1 protein-coding gene is annotated in these 2,698 nt (G+C 66.3%); it reads left to right on the top strand.

Features of this window, described 5'->3' with window-relative positions:
* Positions 1-513 precede the first annotated feature (513 nt).
* On the top strand, positions 514-2,598 hold the full coding sequence (locus tag DD1DGNOD_RS22235; RefSeq protein ID WP_283234744.1) for a 3-hydroxybutyryl-CoA dehydrogenase: 2,085 nt from the start codon (positions 514-516) through the stop codon (positions 2,596-2,598).
* Positions 2,599-2,698 lie beyond the last annotated feature (100 nt).

Genomic DNA, 2,698 nt, shown 5'->3' with positions numbered 1-2,698 from the left:
ATAGAGTCCCGTCTGCGTCAGCTCGGCTAACGGCGTCGATGACCCGACGGCAACCTGGTCGGTCACGCAGCGGGGCGACGCCTCTCTGCCTGCCGTCATGATCCTACTCGTCCACTATCAGGAAGTGGGCGAGTAGGATGTTCCGCCTCCTGGCTATGGCCGTGCGGCCAGGTGGCCTCCAGCGCCAGCCACCGCCATATCTGGCGGACGGTCACGAAGCTGCAGGTCGTCCTGCCATCCCTTGGCTTCCAGCGGCAACCACGGCAGGTTCGGGCGGACCGCCCGTCCATCAAAATGATGATGGTTGCCGTCGTGCCGCCATCTCTCCGGATGAGCTGAGCCTCACGTTTGCTCTTGAGGCTGGCGCAATCTTCAACGTTCTGATTGACTAAAGACCTGCCTCTGGGGCTACGGGGGAGATTATCAAGTTATCTAATGATATTTCCCCGAGCCTAGTGTTAAGATCATCAAGTAGATGGTTGATGATTCGGTCGTCGCGGAGAGAGGGCAACGATGGCGTCACAGATCTTCGAGGCTCTTGCGAACCCGATCCGGTGTGACCTGGTCGAGCGGCTGATCGACGGCGACGCCACGGTCGGCGAGTGGTGCAAGGCCGACGTGCAGGCGGTCTGCGAGCACCTTCAGGTGCTCGCAGACCGCCTGGTCAGCCGCAGCGGGGAGGCCCACCGCAGCCTGATGCACCTCAACGCGGAGGTGTTCGACCTGATGACCGCATGGATTGTCGGTGCCTTCGGTCCGGAGCGCTACGGCATCGACCCAAACACAGCGACGTTGGAGTGGGTAGTAGTGAAGGAGCCGGGCGGGCACACTGGATCGCCAGCGAAGGTCGGAGTTGTCGGGCTCGGCACCATGGGCGCCGGAATCGCCGAGGTGCTGGCGCGCGCCGGCATCGAGGTGGTCGGCGTCGAGCTCAACGACGCGACGCTGAGCCGCGGGCTCGATCGTATCCGGCACTCCACCGACCGCGCGGTGAGCCGCGGCAAGCTGACCGAGGCCGGCCGGGACGCCCTGCTCGCCCGGATCCACGCCGGAACCGACCTCGCCGCCGTGGCGGACTGCCAGCTGGTCATCGAGGCGATCCCCGAGCGGATCGAGGACAAACGCGCGCTCTTCGCCGAGCTGGACACGCTGTGCCCGCCGGGGACCATCTTCGCGACGAACACCAGCTCCCTGTCGATCACCGAGCTGGCCGCCGGCACCTCACGCCCGTCCCGGGTTGTCGGCACGCACTGGTCCAACCCGGTGCCGATCATGGGCCTGGTCGAGATCATCCGTACGGTGGTCACCGACCCGTCCGTGCTGGAGGATGTCGAGACGCTCGTCGCCAAGGTCGGAAAGACCGCCGTCGTCGCCGGGGACCGGGTCGGGTTCATCGTGAACGCCCTGCTGTTCGGCTACCTCGACAACGCCATCCGGATGCTGGAGGCGCACCACGCCACCCGTGAGGACATCGACGCCGCCATGCGCTTCGGCTGTAACCACCCCATGGGTCCGCTGGCGCTGCTCGACCTGATCGGTCTCGACAGCGCCTACGACATCCTCGACTCAATCCACCACACCTCCTGCGACCACCTGCACGCCCCGGCCCCGCTGCTCAAGCAGCTGGTCACCGCCGGCATGCTCGGCCGCAAGACCGGCCGCGGCTTCTACACCTACGCCGCCCCCGACTCGTCCGAGATCGTCGACATGGTCACCACCCCCGAACTCGGGCCTTCCGTGGTCGGTGCCCGGCCGGTACGCACGATCGGTGTCGTCGGCACCGGCACCATGGCCAGCGGGATCATCGAAGTCTGCGCCCGCTCCGGCTACGAGGTGGTGTTCCGCGCCCGGGACGAGGAAAAGGTCGCCACTGTCCGCAGGAGGCTTGAGCGGTCCCTGGACAAGGCGGTCGAACGGGGCAGGATCTCCTCGGATGACCGGGTCGCCGCCCTCGCCCGGGTGCGCTCCTCGACCGAACTGTCCGCGCTGGCCGACTGCGATCTCATCATCGAAGCGGTCGTCGAGGACATCCACGTCAAGCGGGCGTTGTTCGCCGAGCTCGACAGGGTCGCGCGTTCCGGGGCGGTCCTTGCCACGACCACGTCGTCCCTCCCGGTGATCGAGTGTGCCACCGCCACCTCCCGTCCGCAGGACGTGGTCGGCATGCACTGGTTCAACCCGGCGCCGCGGATGCGACTGGTGGAGATCGTGCCCACGGTGGTGACCGCGGACGACGTCACCGCGACCGTGTTCGAGGTGGCCAGGGCGGCGGGCAAGCACCCGGTCCGGTGCGCAGACCGCGCCGGCTTCATCGTCAACGCCCTGCTGTTCTCGTATCTCAACACCGCCGTGAAGATGCTGGAGGCCCATTACGCGGACGTCGAGGCCATAGACACGGCGATGAAGGTCGGTTGTGCGCACCTCATGGGGCCGTTCGCGCTCGCCGACGTCGTCGGCCTGGACGTGACGCTCGCCATCCTGCGAACCCTCTACCTGGAGTTCCGGGAACCTGGGTACGCTCCGGCGCCCCTGCTGGAACGCCTTGTCAAGGCCGGATGTCTCGGTCGCAAGACCGGGCGGGGTTTCCGGGTCTACTGAACATCTGCTCGATGTCGGCACCGTATAAGAGAGGTCAATCATGGACGAAATCAGGGAAGCGATTCTTGCCGGTGACACGCCCAAGAAGGATTTCGCGGGC

The sequence above is a fragment of the Candidatus Protofrankia californiensis genome (assembly GCF_900634765.1).
Taxonomy (GTDB): domain Bacteria; phylum Actinomycetota; class Actinomycetes; order Frankiales; family Frankiaceae; genus Protofrankia; species Protofrankia californiensis.
Note: the sequence above shows the minus strand (reverse complement) of the source record. Positions and strands in the feature narration are given on the sequence as shown.